This window comes from Nonlabens sp. Asnod2-A12 (assembly GCF_045063745.1).
Lineage (GTDB): Bacteria > Bacteroidota > Bacteroidia > Flavobacteriales > Flavobacteriaceae > Nonlabens > Nonlabens xylanidelens.
Genome location: NZ_JBEFOB010000003.1, coordinates 1,863,993 through 1,879,382 on the forward strand (window position 1 = coordinate 1,863,993; position 15,390 = coordinate 1,879,382).

Here is a 15,390-nt window from a genome sequence, read left to right on the forward strand (position 1 = left end):
TTTTACTGCATGATTTTAATCACAGGTGCAACAGGATTAGTAGGTGGACATTTGTTATACCGCTTTCGCGAAAGCGGAAACAACATCATTGCTCTTTATCGAGATTTAAAAACTCTTGATAATACACGTGAGATTTTTGAGTCTTATGAAAAAGGTGCAAGTGTACAAGTCGATAGTTTTCAGTGGCTACAAGCCGACATTCTTGAGATTCCAAGTCTTGAAAAAGCAATGGAAAATATCACTACCGTTTATCATTGTGCTGCCGCAATTGATGGGCTAGATTTTGAACATCTTAAAAGCATAAACATGCGCGGCACAGAGAATGTGATTAATGTAGCCATAGCGCGTGGCGTTAGTAAATTGTGCCACGTAAGTAGCATTGCTGCTCTAGGAGAATCTGTAGGCGGCAGGGCTCTAAATGAGGATGACTATTTTAATCTAGACGGACTCAACACAGACTATGCGATCACAAAATTTGGCGCAGAAATGGAGGCATGGCGAGCAACACAAGAAAACCTAGAAGTAGTTATTGTTAATCCTGGTGTAATTCTAGGAGAAGGCAACTGGAACAGTGGCTCTAGTCAATTATTTAGTAAAACGGCCAGCGGTAATAGTTTCTACACAGGTGGCAGCAGTGGTTTTGTAGATGTGCGAGATGTGGTAAAGGCCATGCAAGAACTTACCGAGAGTGATTATACTAACGAGCGCGTCATATTAGTATCTGAAAATAAATCTTACAAAGATGTATTAGACTATATAGCGATCTCTCTAAACAAAAAGAAGCCTAGCATAAAACTATCTAAAAGTTTACTGACAGCTGTTTCTTACTTATTAAAAATACCCAATCTATTAGGGTTAAAAAGAAAACTTAGCACAGCAACTGTTAATTCACTAAGCTCAAGTACTAAGTATTCTAATGAGAATGCAAAAACTGTTTTAAGCTTTGATTTCATCTCTGTAGCTGAAAGTATAGAAAGAGTTTGTAAATTTTATAATGAAAGAAAACACTAAAGTTCTTCTTCAATATTTTTTACTCTCTCCTTTTTCTTACCTTTTTCAACAGTGCTTTTAGGGACTAGACTCTCTTGTTCTTTATTAAACCTTTCTTGCCTAGAACTTACAGAGTCTTGAAGAACCTTTAAATTATCTTGTACTTTTTGCATTATCAGAACGTAATCTTCTACCCTATCTGTATAATAATTTAAATTCTCTTGAAAACTTATACTGTCCATAGTATACTTTTCAAAAAGGTAAGAACTAGGCTGTACACCTTTTTCAATATAAGCGGTTCTATTAGAAGATATCGCACCTTCTATTATATATAGATCAGTGATGATAGCTGCCATTTTATCCTGATCAAACAGATTATCTGGTTTTGCAGATGTCTCTACATTAGAACATGAAAGTGTAAAAAGGATTAAGATTATGGCGGTTATTTTTTTCATCGTTTAAAAGAAAGTTCTTGAGCACTTTTATGATCGCTCACTTTAAAGTTTTTATATGCTAGCTCTCCATTAACAAAGGTTTGCATAATGCGGCTTTTAAATGTAACACCTTCAAATGGTGACCACCCACATTTTGCAAGCACGTTCTCCTTAGTCACAGTCCATGGATTGTTAGTATCTACCACAACAAGATCTGCCTTATAACCTTCTCTTATGAAACCACGGTTTTCTATATCAAATAGTAATGCCGGATTATGACACATTTTCTCTACTACCTTTTCTATTGAGATCTTTTCGTCGTGAACAAATTGCAACATTGCAGGTAATGCATGTTGCACTAATGGACCTCCACTAGGACAACTAGTGTATGGATTTGATTTTTCTTCTAGCGTGTGTGGCGCATGGTCTGTTGCGATCACATCTATACGGTCATCTAATAGCGCTTGCCACAACTCTTCTCTATCAGTAGCTGTTTTTACTGCTGGATTCCACTTTATAAACTTACCTTTTGTAGCATAGTCTTCATCACTAAACCATAGGTGGTGTATACATACCTCTGCAGTGATTTTCTTATCTTTAATTGCCTCTTTATTAGAAAACAGTGAGGTCTCCTTCCCTGTAGACAAATGGAACACATGTATTCTAGCACCAGTTTCCTTAGCTAGTTCTACCGCACCACTACTACTTATATAACAAGCATCTTCACTTCTTATTTTAGGATGTTGATCCATAGGAATATCATCTCCATAGGTATCAAAAGCTTCTTTAAAATTTGCTTTAATTGTAGCCTCATCTTCACAATGTAAAGCGATGCGCAATTTTACTTTAGAAAATATTTCACGCAATACTTCTTTATCATCTACAAGCATATTACCTGTAGAAGATCCTAAGAATAATTTTAAAGCAGGTACTCTAGACGTATCTACTTTTAGGATTTCTTCTAGATTATCATTAGTCCCACCGAACATGAAAGCATAGTTTGCATGACTATCATTTGCAGCCGTTTCCATCTTTTTCTCCCATTCTTTAATGGTAGTAGTCTGTGGATTTGTATTAGGCATTTCCATAAATGTGGTAATCCCACCTGCAACAGCAGCAGCACTTTCTGTAGCTATAGTTGCTTTATGTGTAAGACCTGGCTCTCTAAAATGTACCTGATCATCAATTGCTCCTGGTAATAAGTATTTACCCTCTATATCAATAACAATAGTATCTGCATTTTTTGCGCTTATACTTTCTGCTATTTCTTTGATTGTATCTCCTTCTATATAAACATCACCTTCTCTAGTGACACCGTCAGTAACAATCTTTGCGTTTTTAATTAATGTCTTCTTCATAATTCAAGCTTCCCTATCAAACTTTTAATTTTCATAATAAATACTCCGGTAACCGCTTCATGTATAATACCACCGCTCATCTTAGACTGTCCTCTAGAACGATCTGTAAAAATTACTGGAACTTCCATAATATTAGCTTTTAATAAAAAAGCTTTGAACTTCATTTCTATTTGAAATGCATATCCTACAAATTTAATCTTATCTAAGTTGATTTTACTTAAAAGTGATGCTTTATAGCATTTAAAACCTGCAGTCGTGTCGTGTATCGACATTCTAGTTATGAATCTTACATATTTTGAGGCAAAATAGGAAAGCAAAACTCTAGACATGGGCCAGTTAACAACATTTACACCACGCACATATCTACTGCCTATAGCAAGGTCTGCACCTTCATTTTTACAAGCCTTGTACAATACAGGTATATCATTAGGATTATGAGAGAAGTCTGCATCCATTTCAAAAATGAATTCATAATCTCTATAAAGCGCCCATTTAAATCCATGAATATACGCAGTACCCAAGCCTTGTTTACCCTCGCGCTCTTCTAGAAATAATCTACCGGAATAATTAGCAAGGTTGTTTTTAACAACCTGACCAGTACCATCTGGAGAATTATCATCTACAATAAGCAAGTGCAAATCATCACTTTGACTTAAAACGGCATCGATCATTAACTGTATGTTATCGATTTCATTATAAGTAGGAATAATAATTACTGTGTTTTTCATAACAAGCGGCAAAAATAGACAATTAATCTAGCAGCATACTAAACGTTTGATAAATCATATTATTTTTGCTGATTCATATGAACTTTGAATTACGTCACATATCTCCCAACGACTGGATCACCATTACATTATTAATATGTATAGTAATTCTAGCTATAGCAAAATGGTTTTCTTCTATACCGTTAGGTGATTTACTCAGTTCTTACTTTAAAGATAGATTTATAAAAATTTCAAAATCAAATGGTGAGAGCACTTCATTACTCCTTATTTCTAGTCAGGTAGTTTATGGAATAAGTCTTTCTCTATTTGTTTACTTATTCTATCAATCGAGAATAGCAAGTCCTCCACAGTTTATCAATTTTATTCTAGCCTTAACTTTTATAGTCACCTTTTTATTAGGCAAACACTATCTAGGAAAATTGATTGCAAACCTGTGCCATTTTGAAGAGATCGTTGAAGTGATCGATCATCACAGAAATATTAACAGATCTATATTCTCTTTTGGGCTACTTTTAATCAATTTTATAGTCATCTATGCCTTTCATATGGAGCAAATTCCATTCCTCATAGCCTTTATAATTGTAGCATTATTCTTGTTTACTTATAACATAATTTTGATTTATACGTATCGAGCCCTATTAATTTCAGCTCCTTTCTATTTTATTTTGTACCTTTGCGCGCTTGAAATCGCGCCCTATCTACTTTTATATAAGTATATTATGCTGTGAGGACTTGTATTTAATAGAAAAATGAGTTTATGAAAGTGAAAACAATTTTGGTTTCCCAACCTGAACCTAAAATGGAAAATTCACCATATCAGAATTTGGTCGATAGAACAAAGGTGAAAATAGACTTCCGTTCCTTTATTCATGTTGAAGGAGCTGCAGCCAAAGAAGTACGAGAACAAAAGATTGATTTATCTCAGTTCACAGCTATTATTTTAACCAGCCGTAACGCTGTAGATCACTTCTTTAGAGTCGCTGAAGAAATGAGATATAAGATACCTGATTCTTTAAAATACTTCTGTCAGAGTGAAGCTGTTGCTTATTATTTACAAAAATATGTAGTATACCGTAAACGTAAGATTTATGTAGGAAAAAGAACTTTTCCAGAACTTTCTCCGCTTATTAAAAAACATAAAAACGAAACGTTCTTAGTACCTAGTTCTGATAAACTAGGAAACTCTACTCCTGCAGAATTAGATAAACTAGGTGTTAAATGGACTAGTGGTACTTTTTTCCGTACGGTAATAAGTGACCTTTCAGATCTTGCTGATGTAAAGTATGACGTATTAGTATTCTTCAGCCCTAGTGGGATAGAATCTTTATTTAAAAACTTTCCTGAATTCACTCAAGAGAAGACTAGAATTGCAGTTTTTGGAAACACTACTATGAAGGCTGCCGAAGATAAAGGTCTAAGAATAGATATTCAAGCACCTACACCAGAGTCTCCATCAATGACTATGGCTATCGAGAATTATATTAAAGATAAAGCATAAGATAATTTTTCCGCTTTCGCGAAAGCGGAATTACAACAAACAAAAAAGTCCTGAATAATTTATTCAGGACTTTTTTTATGCAACCATTTTAGAGGTTAAATTTATAATTTTCTAGGTGGACCACCAGCTAGAATTTCTTCTGATGCTTCACTTTCAAATTGTTTAAAGTTATCAATAAAGAACTGTCTTAATTTTTCGGCAGTTTCATAATAACCTTTATCATTATTCCATGATTTACGAGGGCTCAAGACCTCAGTAGGTACATTAGGACAAGTTCTAGGTTGCGCAAGTCCAAACATAGAGTGCACGTGGTAATTTCCTTTATTAGCTTCTTCTAATGAACCATCTAGCGCTGCGGTAATCATAGCTCTAGTATATTTTAATTTCATACGAGAACCTACACCATAAGGACCACCAGTCCATCCTGTGTTTACTAACCACACGTTCACACCAGCTTCTTTCATTTTCTTGCTCAACATCTCTGCATACACAGTAGGATGTAGCGGCATGAATGGCGCTCCAAAACATGAAGAAAAACTAGGCACCGGCTCTGTAACACCAGCTTCAGTTCCTGCTACCTTTGCTGTATAACCGCTTATAAAGTGGTAAGCAGCCTGACCAGGTGTTAATTTTGAAATAGGAGGCAGTACACCAAAAGCATCTGCAGTAAGGAAGAATATATTCTTAGGATTTTTTCCTTGAGACGGTACTTTTATATTATCGATATGATAAATAGGGTAACTTACTCTTGTATTTTGTGTTATAGAAGTATCAGCAAAATCTACAGTATTATCTTCTTTAAAAATAACATTTTCTAGAATTGCCCCAGGTCGTATAGCATTAAAAATTTCTGGTTCTCCTTCTGGATCCAGATTGATAACCTTTGCATAACAACCACCTTCAAAGTTGAAGACTTCATTATCCTCAGTCCATCCATGCTCATCATCGCCTATCAAAGCACGATTAGGATCTGTAGAGAGTGTCGTTTTACCAGTACCACTAAGGCCAAAGAATATAGCTGTGCTACCATCTTTCCCCACGTTTGCACTACAGTGCATAGGTAACGTGTTTTTGTAAACAGGTAAGATAAAGTTAAGAGCACTAAAAATTCCTTTTTTAATCTCCCCTGTGTAACCAGTACCACCTATTAATGCGATTTTTCTTGAGAAATTTAAAATAGCAAAATTGTGCTGTCTTGTCCCATCTTTATCTGGAACCGCCATAAATCCTGGCGCATTGATCACTGTCCACTCTGGATCAAAGCCATTAAGCTCTTCTTCTTCAGGTCTGATAAACATGTTATAAGCAAACATATTAGACCATGGATACTCATTGATCACTCTTAATTTGAGACGGTAGTCTTTATGGGCACATGCATATGCATCTCTCACAAAAAGCTCTTTACCATCTAGATAAGATGTTACCTTATCCAGTAATGCGTCAAATTTATCTGACTCAAAAGGAAGGTTAATGTTTCCCCACCAGACTAGTTTTTCAGTAACTTCATCCTTCACAATGAATCTGTCCATAGGAGAGCGACCGGTAAATTCACCTGTATGAACCGCGAGCGTGCCATTATCAGTTTCTTTACCGCCATAGTCCTCTACAGATTTCTCTTGTAAAATTTCAGGCGCGAGTTGGTAATTGATTTTGGAATTTTTGATTCCCCATTCGGTTAACGCAATCGATTGCGTAATAGAGGTGTTTGAATTCATGATAATCCTTTAATTAAGATTTCTGCAAAAATATAACTCTCAAATGGCTCTCACTAATTATTAATAGAATTATGTGAAATGATTTTCCACAAGGCAAAGAACCACCCTGATATCAGGCTTAGGCCGCCTAAAGGAGTTATCGGACCAAGAAATTTCAAGCTTATTTTAAGCCATTTTGATACTGAAAGTCCATAAATACTAAATGAAAACAACACAATTCCGATAGCAAACAAATACAACAAAACACCTTTTGAGGAATCTGTTAAAATATTTACTTGAGAAAAAGCAATCAATGCAATGGCATGAAATAATTGATAACGCACACCTGTTTCAAAACTTTTTAACTGTTGTGGCTCTAACACTTTCTCTAGAGCATGAGCACCTAAGGCTCCTAAAATTACCGCGATAACCGCAAAACTACAGCCGACGATTAATAACTTTCTTTCCATTATTTCTTAAATTTTAATTAAGTCACTTAACTTGGCACTAAATTACAACAGCCATGCGTCACATCTTAATTATAGGAGCAGGAAAATCTACAGGAGTATTAGTAGATTATCTTCTTAATAAATCTAACGAGCATAACCTACATCTAATCATCGCTGATAAAAACGTTGAGAGTGCTCAATCGTTAAGTCAGAATCATGAAAATGCAACCGCCATAGAACTAGATATTTTTAATCCAGAAGAGCGTAAAAAACACATTCAAAAAGCAGATATCGTTATATCCATGCTACCTGCTAGATTCCATATAGAAGTTGCCCAAGACTGTGTAACTTATAACAAAAACATGGTGACTGCTAGTTATATAAGCCCAGAAATGGAATCGCTGGATAAAGAAGTTAAAGAAAAAGGCCTCGTTTTTATGAACGAGATAGGCGTAGATCCTGGAGTAGACCACATGAGTGCTATGCAAGTAATAGATAGCATTAGAAACAAAGGTGGTAATCTTTTATTATTTGAATCCTTTACTGGTGGCCTTGTTGCTCCAGAAGACGATAATAATCTATGGAATTATAAATTTACATGGAACCCACGTAATGTAGTCACGGCAGGACAAGGTGGCGCTGCAAAGTTTATTCAAGAAGGCAAATACAAATACATACCGTACCATCGCCTTTTTAGAAGAACAGAGTTTCTAGATGTAGATGGTTATGGACGTTTTGAAGCTTTAGCAAATAGAAATAGTCTCAAATATAGAGAAGTTTATGGCCTACAAGATGTCTTAACCTTATATAGAGGCACCATGAGACGTGTAGGTTTCAGTAAAGCATGGAACATGTTTGTACAACTAGGCATGACAGACGACACCTATACTATAGAAGACTCTGAGGACATGACCTATCGTGATTTTGTCAATAGCTTTTTACCTTATTCTCCTACCGATAGTGTGGAACTAAAAATGCGTCATGAACTTAAAATAGATCAAGACGACATTATGTGGTTAAAACTAGAAGAGTTAGATATTTTTAATAGTGAAAAGAAAATAGGTCTTAAAGATGCCACACCTGCACAGATGTTGCAAGCCATTCTAGAAGATTCATGGACATTACAACCTGGAGAAAAGGATATGATTGTGATGTATCATAAATTCGGCTATGAATTAAATGGAGAACAAAATCAAATAGACAGCACCATGGTCTGTCTAGGCGATGGGAAACTTCAAACTGCTATGGCTAAGACCGTAGGATTACCTGTAGCTATAGCTGCTTTAAAAATATTAAATAAAGAAATTACAGAACCTGGAGTGCAAATTCCTATTAAAGAATCTGTATACAAGCCTATTCTTAAAGAATTAGAAGGATATGGCATTCGCTTTCGCGAAAGCGAGACAGAATATCTAGGTTATAATAAATTACACTTGTAACTATTCTCAAAAATCAGCCAATAAAAAAAGTCACTTACTAGTTAACTAATAAGTGACTTTTTTTGATAGAGTATTAAGTATTATCTCCTCTTTAAAAAGATAGAAATAAAATACAGTAAGGTAGCAAGTGAGCCTATGGCTGCAACTAAGTAAGTTCTAGCAGCCCATTTTAAAGCGTCTTTTGCACCAGCGTGTTCTTCTTCAGTAAGCATTCTTTCATTTTCTAACCACGCAAGTGCGCGATTACTAGCATCATATTCTACTGGCAAGGTTACAAAAGCAAATAATGTTCCCATTCCATACATAATAATACCTGCGAGCAATACCCATTTACCAAAAAAAGTACTTGCCGCGAGAGCAACACCACCCATGATTACCCATTGAGAATATTTAGACGCAATACTCACTATAGGAACTAGACTAGAACGCATTCCTATCCATGAATAAGCCGTAGCATGTTGTATCGCGTGACCTACTTCATGAGCTGCGACTGCGGCTGCAGCTGCATTGCGTTGTGAATAAACCACCTCACTTAAATTAACCGTTCTATTGCTAGGGTTATAATGATCTGTAAGCTGTCCAGCTACCGAAATTACTTTTACATCTGTAATACCGTTATCATCGAGCATTTTTTGAGCGATCTCTGCCCCACTCATTCCGTTTTTGAGAGTCAATTTTGAATAGTACTCAAATTTTGACTTTAGTTTTTTACTTACTAAAGTACTTACCAGCATAACTATACCACCGATAATATAATAACCCATTAAGCCGCCGCCCATCATAATTTATAATTTTAATCAAGTTAAGAGTTTAAAGTTACATCTTTAAAATTAAATTTTTATTTATTAATTACATAGATGAAATACAAAGTATAGAGTTGAAAAAACTAACTTGCCCCATACCAAAACTACAGCACTGATGACACCACTAGAAGACTTAAAAAACAGAGATGACATCAATAAACTTGTTACCTGTTTTTACAGTAAAGTAAGAGAAGAGAAAACCCTAGGACCTATTTTTAATAGAGCGATTGAGAACTGGGACACACATTTAGAGCACATAACAGATTTTTGGGAAAGCAGTCTACTAATGTCCAAAAGCTATCAAGGAAACCCTGTTACAGCACATAAAAAACTAGATGTACAGGAAAATCATTCTATAGATATGAACCATTTTGGCATATGGATAAATCTATGGAAAGAAACCATAAATGAAATGTACCGCGGCGATATAGCAGACCTCGCATTGCGACGAGCTAGAAACATGGCTAGTATACTATTTATAAAAATGTTTGAGGCAAGAAGTAAGTAGGAAGAATAATTGCAGTTCTAAATTACTAAACATTAGTTAAATCTTAATCTTCCCATAATATATTAATATCCCGTATGTGTGCCTCACAGAATAAAATTTGGTTGGATATCCGATTTAATCATGCAGTCTAATGAATGCGCTCCCCAAATACCTCCATTAGACTCTAAGAAATAACTGACCAGATTAGTTAAATCAACTTCTGAAGCAACAGTAAATGTCCCCTCAATTATAAAGTTTTTAGAATTAATATTATTAATAACTTGAGAGAGACTATAAATTGAATCATATTTAATTCCTTTATTTCCCTTCAATAATTCAGCAAATCTTTCTGCTACTTGATCATGAATATCGATAAATACTTTAATTGGCCAATGAAAATCAGAAAGGCGTACTTTAACTGGAAGAACATTTTTGCCATTTTGTTTTAATCCTAATGAACCTATTATTTCCCATTTCTGATCATTGGAAAGCTCATTTAATTTTTCTTCGTTAAGCAACTGTTCGGCTTCAGAACTAAACGTTTTGAAATTTATATCTCTATCCGGATAAATCAATATGCCTTTACCGCGATAGCATTCATTTACTAATATTCCTTTCGCCCTAACTAAATCCAAAGTTGAGCTATCGATAAAGTGTATGAAATTCATTTTTTCCATAAGTTAAACTATAGACTTATCTATCAAATGACCAGTTCATAATATCGGTGCGCAAACCTAGATTTAACCACGTCGTGCTTTCTCCACGTACAACACTATTATTTATTATCGGATTTGAACTGCGGTAGATTACCTGTCCAAAAACCTTCAACCTACTTGCTGGATTTATGACATAACCAGCCTCTAAGTGTCCATAGAAAAAGTTAGAAATATTACCTTGAACGGTTACATTACCATTATCAGAAATACGGTCATCTTCTGTACCATAAATATTACCTCCATAAAAGGCGTTATCACCATCAGTAAGCACATCATAACCTCGCTCTCCATAAATAGCCTTAGCTATTCCATACCAGCGGTCTTTTGTGTAGCGTCCTATTAATACGGTTTCATAAAAATTTGCACCCCATGGATGCGCTAGCGCCTGATTACTATTACCGTAATTCAACACCACTGTATTATGAGAGTACGTGTAAGGTCTTACTCTATTATATTCTAGTTGCATCATTAAATTAGGTAACTTAAAGGCATTTTGCCATTTTACACCTAATTGATAAGCACTTTTATTTTGATAACTACCATTACCACTCACAACAGATCCTCCAGAAAACTCATCAAGAACTAACTGTCCATATGCAGTTACCTTATCACTGACTTTATATTTAACTGTTAGACCTAACAAAGCATTTCCACCTCTAGAGCCTGTTTCTAGTTCTACGGTTTGATAAAAAATCACAGGGTTTAAATAATTAAAATCAAAACCTCTCTGGTTATCATCCTGCCATAAAACGCTCTCAAAGAAACCTAGATTTAATCTTTTAGTTGCATTCCAACTTAGATAATGGTGCGTCATGAACTTCGTACGGAAAGAATCGTCTGCGGTTACTTCAGGTCGTACATCTCTCAATGATGTGTACAATACCGTATAATCTAGTTTCCAGAACTTAGCATTGAGCTTAAAATAAGGAAAAGGCTGCGAGTTATCACTTAATACTAATGAGCGGTAACCATCACCTATAAAGTGCTGTCCATGCCCTAATTGTAAATCAAAATATTTACTAGGCTTATAATTAATGTAACCTGTAGCTACTGGATAATCAAATATTCTGTCGCCGCCATCTTCGGCGACACCTCTACCTGGCACTATACCAGGATTACCACCATCTGGCGCTCTAGAAATAACATCTCTTTCAAAAAAACCAGGAAATCTAGCTTGAGACTCTTGTATACTAGCACCGAATGTGATTTGATCTCCTATTCCACCACTCACATTAACTAATCTGGTGTTGTTATAAGTAGTCACATCATCTCTAGAATCTTTACCTACTTGAAGATCTACACCTGGATCTATAACCACCCAATAATCTTCTCCAGCAAGTTCAAAGAAATGTTCATTATGCCACTTGCGTCCCAACCATGTATTACGATCCTTAAGCAAGGATTCACGCTCTGCTTCAAGGTCAAAGTATTGATCCACATAATTAAAAGTATAAGGTTTTACCGCCGTATGAGCATTATTTCCTACACGATTCATAGCTGCTTCATATCTATGATATCTTTGGTAAGAAAGAGGTATTACTGCATCAGACCTTAATTGATGGTTATCATACTGGTCACTAATGATGGTGTTGTATTCTTCATTCGCTTTCGCAAAAGCGAGACTATCTTCCTTCCTTTTTACTTCATTTTGTTTATCTATTTTAGACTGAGAGTTGCTATACACTTTAAAAGAACCAGACTCTTTCATAGGCACTGGCACATTAAGTATAAATTGCATGAACGTAGCGTCTCCATTAAATGTAGGAGCTTCTATAACTGGTAGTTTTGAAAACGCGTTAATCATCTCTTCTTTTAAAGAAGATTTAAATGCATCTGTTCTAATTAGAACAAATTTACCATCGCGATCCACCTCAAATCTTATGGTAACCGACTGATCTGTAAGCGTATCATTTTTAATAGGATGCTGATAACTATTTTTAAGCTGAGCATAAAGAGCACTATAAAAACAATCTTCTAACTGCTTACTCGTATTCCCTTTACAATCTTCAAAAACCGGAAACCGTTCTATATCAGACTGAGCAAATAATGCACTTGAAAATGTAAGAAAGAGTAAAGTATATAAAAATTTCATAGTCCCTTGATAAGTGACAAATATACTTGTTTTACCTACTGTCCCAAAAATAGAAAAGCCATGAAAATTCATGGCTTTTTAAAAATCGTATAATAGTAAAGTTACTAATCGTTAATCTGGAAACGTATAGGCAGCGCGTAGGTAACATTAACCGCAGCATTATCTATCTTACCTGGTGTCATTTTAGGTAATCTAGAGATCACTTTATACGCCTCTTCTTCTAGTTTTTTATTAGGTGCTTTTACTAGAATATCTTTAGGCAAGCCATCTACACCTATGGTAAATTGCACAGCGATTTTAACCATACCATTTTCATTCAAGTCATTACCCAGACTCGTGTCGAACTTTCTTTGAATAAACCTTCCCATTTTTTTATTGAGACATTCTACTCGCTCCTTACTATCCATTCTAGAACTACATCCTGGAAACAACGGCACTTCATGCAGTGCAGCTATTACTGTAGGTCCAGATGGTTTACTAGCTGGCGCGTCATTGTTACTACTGGCTGCATCTGCATCACTAGTATCAGTATCTACAAGGTTATTTTCAACAGGCTCTACTGTATCATTATCTTGTTCTGGAACATCTGGCTGATCGTTTTCAACAACCTTAGGTGGTTTATTTGGATCTACTTTAGGTGTCTCGACTTTTGGCTTAGGTGATTTCTTTACTACTGGTTTAGGAGAATTATCAATAATTGTAAATGAGCCCAGATATGGCTCATCAGTTGTCATATCAACTGATATAGGTGGATAGACAGTAGTTTCAGGAACCTCAGTCGTTAATTCTATAATAAGAAACGCAGCTACTAATGCAGCTATGAGTCCAATTTGAAAATTAACGATGGGATTGACCTTTGTGTTTGCCGCTTTTTTGTCTTCACGGCGAGTGTTTTGAGATGTTGCAGCATCTCTTTTCTCATTTGAAGTGTTCATAATCAATGGTTTTATGTTATTTCAAAGAGAAATCAAGAAGTGTACCAAAAAAAAATCCCAACCTATACAGGTTGGGATTTTATATATAAAATAGTGTCTATTATTAGTCTTGCACTTGGAAAATAATAGGTAGTGCATAAATCACACCTACTGGTTTACCTCTTTGCATTCCTGGAGTCATAGCAGGTAATTTATTAATTACTCTAGCTGCTTCACTCTGTAATTTAGGGTGCTTTGCTTTAGACTGAATACCTACAACATTACCTTTTGAGTCGATTTTAAATTGAACAGAAATTTTCTGTCTTCCTTCTAAACCTAAATCATTTGCAAGTCCAGTATTAAACTGTTTGTTTACAAATTTTGTGATTTTTTCACTCATACATTTCTTACGATCTGCATTGTTCTTTTTACTCTCACAACCAGGATAGATAGGCACATTTTCGATAATTGCAAATGGAACATCAGCAATTACTTCTTCAACACCTACTTCTTCAGCAACTTCTTCGATCTCAACGATCTCTTCTTGCTCATCAGTTTCTGTATCTTCAATGATAACCTCTTCTATTTCCACTTCATTCTCAACTACCTCGATAATTTCTGGAGCTGGTGGTGGTGGCGGTGGTGGCGGTGGAGTATCCAACATTTGAGTAATCGGAATTTCTTCCTCGATGAAGATTTCTTCAGGCTCCTCATACACCTCTTCTATTTCTACGGTTTTAGACTCATATTCAAGTCCTTGCCAAGATAATAACAACATAAACGCCAGCCCTGATAAGGCGTATAGCGTAATGTTCTTACGTAAATCTGCTTTTTCTGATTTTTTTACTTCCATTATGGTTGTATTTATAAGAGGTTAAAAATAACTAATTCTTTGTGCTAACAAAAGAATTATGCAACTTTATGTTTGTTAAATAATTTATCAATTATCATTAAGAATAACATAGCAATAATGATGCCAGCAAAATTTGCTAGTACATCCATTATGTCCATTGTTCTATTTACAGAAATAAACTCCTGTCCTAGTTCTATTAACACCCCTATAATCAAGGACAAAGCACTTGTTCCTATCGCAATAGTTCTAGACCAGTTTTTTAAAATAGTTTTTAGACCAAAACTCAAAAGGCTTTGCTTTCCTAAAAAACGACTGTAAAAGAAAATATACCACAAGATCGCCATTATAAAATAGGCGGTAGCATGGTATATCTTATCTACGTTATCGATATTTACCGGCGGCGCTGGGTTTGCTATCATAGACGCTACGGTAATGAATACAGTAAACAATGGAGCAGCTAGCCAATAAATAACTTTTTTCATTATCCTACTAACTCTTTATAAGCGTCAGCACTTAATAATCCATCTACTTGAGTTGCGTCAGTAAACTTCATTTTTATCATCCATCCGTCTCCGTAAGGGTCAGAATTCACAAGTTCTGGTTCATCTTCTAACTTTTCATTAAAGTCAGTAATCTCTCCAGTTAACGGAAGAAAAAGATCTGAAACAGTCTTTACCGCTTCTACCGTACCGAAAACTTCCTCTTGATCCAAAGTCTCATCTACAGTCTCTACTTCTACATAAACAATATCACCTAACTCGCTCTGTGCAAAATCAGTAATACCTATGGTAGCAACGTCTCCTTCTATTTTGATCCACTCGTGATCTTTAGTATACTTTAATTCTGATGGAATATTCATTTTATATGATTTTTTAAAAGCGTAAATTTAAGATAACTCTATCTATTAATTCAAACCTTAAAGTTGAATTATGCAT

17 protein-coding genes are annotated in these 15,390 nt (G+C 35.3%); 5 read left to right on the top strand and 12 right to left on the bottom strand.

Translation table 11 applies throughout. The features are described 5' to 3' along the window. The first annotated feature begins 9 nt into the window (after positions 1–9). Positions 10–1,011, top strand: a complete 1,002-nt coding sequence (locus tag ACJJVJ_RS08560; protein WP_405369884.1) for an NAD-dependent epimerase/dehydratase family protein — start codon at positions 10–12, stop codon at positions 1,009–1,011. On the opposite strand, the gene ACJJVJ_RS08565 is transcribed toward ACJJVJ_RS08560, so the two are convergent. From ACJJVJ_RS08565 to ACJJVJ_RS08575, 3 genes are read right to left on the bottom strand one after another with little or no spacing between them, the layout of a single operon-like run. Next, a complete protein-coding gene (locus ACJJVJ_RS08565; protein WP_405369885.1) occupies positions 1,008–1,445 on the bottom strand; it encodes a DUF4296 domain-containing protein in 438 nt (145 codons plus the stop codon). The two genes, ACJJVJ_RS08560 and ACJJVJ_RS08565, sit on opposite strands and share 4 nt — an antisense overlap. Then, positions 1,442–2,782 carry a dihydroorotase gene (locus ACJJVJ_RS08570; RefSeq protein WP_104514502.1) on the bottom strand — a complete coding sequence of 447 codons (1,341 nt, stop codon included), beginning with the start codon at positions 2,780–2,782 and terminating at the stop codon, positions 1,442–1,444. Before ACJJVJ_RS08570 ends, ACJJVJ_RS08565 begins: the two co-directional genes overlap by 4 nt. Next, positions 2,779–3,510: a polyprenol monophosphomannose synthase gene (locus ACJJVJ_RS08575; RefSeq protein ID WP_104514501.1), complete on the bottom strand. Its 732-nt coding sequence runs from the start codon at positions 3,508–3,510 to the stop codon at positions 2,779–2,781. Before ACJJVJ_RS08575 ends, ACJJVJ_RS08570 begins: the two co-directional genes overlap by 4 nt. Positions 3,511–3,587: 77 nt before the next feature. On the opposite strand from ACJJVJ_RS08575, the gene ACJJVJ_RS08580 reads away from it, so the two are divergent. Further along, the gene (locus ACJJVJ_RS08580) at positions 3,588–4,238 is read left to right on the top strand and encodes a DUF4271 domain-containing protein (RefSeq protein ID WP_405369886.1); all 651 of its coding nucleotides are present in this window, start codon (positions 3,588–3,590) and stop codon (positions 4,236–4,238) included. A 29-nt stretch (positions 4,239–4,267) separates the two neighbouring features. Continuing rightward, positions 4,268–5,008, top strand: coding sequence for a uroporphyrinogen-III synthase (locus ACJJVJ_RS08585; RefSeq protein ID WP_104514499.1), 741 nt, complete (start codon positions 4,268–4,270; stop codon positions 5,006–5,008). Positions 5,009–5,109: 101 nt separating this feature from the next. On the opposite strand, the gene pckA is transcribed toward ACJJVJ_RS08585, so the two are convergent. Both pckA and ACJJVJ_RS08595 read right to left on the bottom strand, forming a co-directional pair. Continuing rightward, a complete protein-coding gene (gene pckA, locus ACJJVJ_RS08590) occupies positions 5,110–6,723 on the bottom strand; it encodes a phosphoenolpyruvate carboxykinase (ATP) (protein ID WP_405369887.1) in 1,614 nt (537 codons plus the stop codon). A 53-nt stretch (positions 6,724–6,776) separates the two neighbouring features. After that, positions 6,777–7,172 (bottom strand): DUF423 domain-containing protein, encoded by a 396-nt coding sequence (locus tag ACJJVJ_RS08595; protein ID WP_104514497.1) that lies wholly within the window; start codon positions 7,170–7,172, stop codon positions 6,777–6,779. 53 nt (positions 7,173–7,225) lie between these two features. Here ACJJVJ_RS08595 and ACJJVJ_RS08600 point away from each other — a divergent pair, with 53 nt between their 5' ends. Continuing rightward, positions 7,226–8,590, top strand: a complete 1,365-nt coding sequence (locus ACJJVJ_RS08600) for a saccharopine dehydrogenase family protein (protein ID WP_405369888.1) — start codon at positions 7,226–7,228, stop codon at positions 8,588–8,590. An 80-nt stretch (positions 8,591–8,670) separates the two neighbouring features. Here the strand turns inward: ACJJVJ_RS08600 and ACJJVJ_RS08605 are convergent, their stop codons facing one another. Then, positions 8,671–9,369 (bottom strand): zinc metallopeptidase, encoded by a 699-nt coding sequence (locus tag ACJJVJ_RS08605; protein WP_405371243.1) that lies wholly within the window; start codon positions 9,367–9,369, stop codon positions 8,671–8,673. Positions 9,370–9,481: 112 nt separating this feature from the next. Between ACJJVJ_RS08605 and ACJJVJ_RS08610 the strand changes: the two genes are divergently transcribed. Then, a complete protein-coding gene (locus tag ACJJVJ_RS08610) occupies positions 9,482–9,901 on the top strand; it encodes a group III truncated hemoglobin (RefSeq protein WP_405369889.1) in 420 nt (139 codons plus the stop codon). A gap of 83 nt (positions 9,902–9,984) precedes the next feature. On the opposite strand, the gene ACJJVJ_RS08615 is transcribed toward ACJJVJ_RS08610, so the two are convergent. The 6 genes from ACJJVJ_RS08615 to gcvH form a co-directional block, all read right to left on the bottom strand. Then, a complete protein-coding gene (locus ACJJVJ_RS08615) occupies positions 9,985–10,557 on the bottom strand; it encodes a hypothetical protein (protein ID WP_405369890.1) in 573 nt (190 codons plus the stop codon). A gap of 16 nt (positions 10,558–10,573) precedes the next feature. Next, positions 10,574–12,760, bottom strand: a complete 2,187-nt coding sequence (locus tag ACJJVJ_RS08620; protein WP_405369891.1) for a gliding motility protein RemB — start codon at positions 12,758–12,760, stop codon at positions 10,574–10,576. 32 nt (positions 12,761–12,792) lie between these two features. Then, a complete protein-coding gene (locus ACJJVJ_RS08625; protein ID WP_405369892.1) occupies positions 12,793–13,623 on the bottom strand; it encodes an energy transducer TonB in 831 nt (276 codons plus the stop codon). A 103-nt stretch (positions 13,624–13,726) separates the two neighbouring features. Further along, entirely contained in the window at positions 13,727–14,455 is a 729-nt protein-coding gene (locus tag ACJJVJ_RS08630) for an energy transducer TonB (protein WP_405369893.1), read from the bottom strand. A gap of 56 nt (positions 14,456–14,511) precedes the next feature. Beyond that, positions 14,512–14,937 carry a VanZ family protein gene (locus tag ACJJVJ_RS08635; protein ID WP_405369894.1) on the bottom strand — a complete coding sequence of 142 codons (426 nt, stop codon included), beginning with the start codon at positions 14,935–14,937 and terminating at the stop codon, positions 14,512–14,514. After that, positions 14,937–15,314, bottom strand: coding sequence for a glycine cleavage system protein GcvH (gcvH, locus tag ACJJVJ_RS08640; RefSeq protein ID WP_104514491.1), 378 nt, complete (start codon positions 15,312–15,314; stop codon positions 14,937–14,939). Before gcvH ends, ACJJVJ_RS08635 begins: the two co-directional genes overlap by 1 nt. Positions 15,315–15,390 lie beyond the last annotated feature (76 nt).

Excerpts from the sequence above, each read along its gene's own strand:
- ACJJVJ_RS08575 (WP_104514501.1), bottom strand. The coding sequence starts at position 3,510 with ATGAAAAACACAGTAATTATTATTCCTACTTATAATGAAATCGATAAC.
- ACJJVJ_RS08635 (WP_405369894.1), bottom strand. The coding sequence starts at position 14,937 with ATGAAAAAAGTTATTTATTGGCTAGCTGCTCCATTGTTTACTGTATTC.
- ACJJVJ_RS08595 (WP_104514497.1), bottom strand. The coding sequence starts at position 7,172 with ATGGAAAGAAAGTTATTAATCGTCGGCTGTAGTTTTGCGGTTATCGCG.
- ACJJVJ_RS08560 (WP_405369884.1), top strand. The coding sequence starts at position 10 with ATGATTTTAATCACAGGTGCAACAGGATTAGTAGGTGGACATTTGTTA.
- ACJJVJ_RS08580 (WP_405369886.1), top strand. The coding sequence starts at position 3,588 with ATGAACTTTGAATTACGTCACATATCTCCCAACGACTGGATCACCATT.
- ACJJVJ_RS08570 (WP_104514502.1), bottom strand. The coding sequence starts at position 2,782 with ATGAAGAAGACATTAATTAAAAACGCAAAGATTGTTACTGACGGTGTC.
- ACJJVJ_RS08600 (WP_405369888.1), top strand. The coding sequence starts at position 7,226 with ATGCGTCACATCTTAATTATAGGAGCAGGAAAATCTACAGGAGTATTA.
- gcvH (WP_104514491.1), bottom strand. The coding sequence starts at position 15,314 with ATGAATATTCCATCAGAATTAAAGTATACTAAAGATCACGAGTGGATC.
- pckA (WP_405369887.1), bottom strand. The coding sequence starts at position 6,723 with ATGAATTCAAACACCTCTATTACGCAATCGATTGCGTTAACCGAATGG.
- ACJJVJ_RS08625 (WP_405369892.1), bottom strand. The coding sequence starts at position 13,623 with ATGAACACTTCAAATGAGAAAAGAGATGCTGCAACATCTCAAAACACT.
- ACJJVJ_RS08605 (WP_405371243.1), bottom strand. The coding sequence starts at position 9,369 with ATGGGCGGCGGCTTAATGGGTTATTATATTATCGGTGGTATAGTTATG.
- ACJJVJ_RS08565 (WP_405369885.1), bottom strand. The coding sequence starts at position 1,445 with ATGAAAAAAATAACCGCCATAATCTTAATCCTTTTTACACTTTCATGT.
- ACJJVJ_RS08630 (WP_405369893.1), bottom strand. The coding sequence starts at position 14,455 with ATGGAAGTAAAAAAATCAGAAAAAGCAGATTTACGTAAGAACATTACG.
- ACJJVJ_RS08620 (WP_405369891.1), bottom strand. The coding sequence starts at position 12,760 with ATGAATTTTCATGGCTTTTCTATTTTTGGGACAGTAGGTAAAACAAGT.
- ACJJVJ_RS08615 (WP_405369890.1), bottom strand. The coding sequence starts at position 10,557 with ATGGAAAAAATGAATTTCATACACTTTATCGATAGCTCAACTTTGGAT.
- ACJJVJ_RS08585 (WP_104514499.1), top strand. The coding sequence starts at position 4,268 with ATGAAAGTGAAAACAATTTTGGTTTCCCAACCTGAACCTAAAATGGAA.